The organism is Bartonella sp. AA81SXKL (assembly GCF_042196945.1).
Classification (GTDB): Bacteria; Pseudomonadota; Alphaproteobacteria; order Rhizobiales; family Rhizobiaceae; genus Bartonella.
The window spans coordinates 1-585 of record NZ_JBHIRH010000371.1 but is presented as its reverse complement, the minus strand read 5'-3'; the positions used below and the strand labels follow the sequence as shown (position 1 = coordinate 585).

Below are 585 nucleotides of genomic sequence, written 5' to 3'. Positions count from 1 at the left end.
CTTCTACACTTGCTCGACCATAGCCACTGTCCTTCCACGTCCGTAACAAGTGGTCAGCAACAGAAGATACATGACGTTGTGAATGTGCTGAAGCTATAACCATGTAATCAGCTAAAGATGACTTGCCCTGAATATCAATAGAGACAATATCTTCTGCTTTTGTATCCTCTAAGCTCTTTAGAATAACCTTGAGACCATCATTGACAGAAAAGATTTTTTTTTCTGCAAGAGGGACAATACTGCAAGAGTATTTTTGTGAAATATTTTCCAGACTCATATCCTTTCTTATCATTTAGAGTATAAAAAAGAAGAACCATTCTCAAAAGAGAAGCACAATTTTTTGACCTCCTCCTCGTTCTTTAGGAATAACACTCTTATCCTCCAATCTGTCATCAGATTAGCTTCTCTTAAGTTCGCCCTACCTCCTTAAAATCTTGCGTGTTTCACGTCACAGATTCATCCAAAGAGTCCTACCCTAAATATTTCGTTTTACTTTATTCTTCTACACTTAATTGATGCAAAAGAAAATTGAAATCAGAAATGAACGCCATTGTATTTTTGTATGCATCAATATGCCTTTATCAC

1 protein-coding gene is annotated in these 585 nt (G+C 36.2%); it reads right to left on the bottom strand.

The features are described from left to right. Positions 1–292, bottom strand: a 292-nt coding sequence (gene rsfS, locus ACFINZ_RS11740) for a ribosome silencing factor (RefSeq protein ID WP_375701614.1), incomplete at its 3' end; no start/stop codon positions are given. Between the last annotated feature and the right edge of the window lie 293 nt (positions 293–585).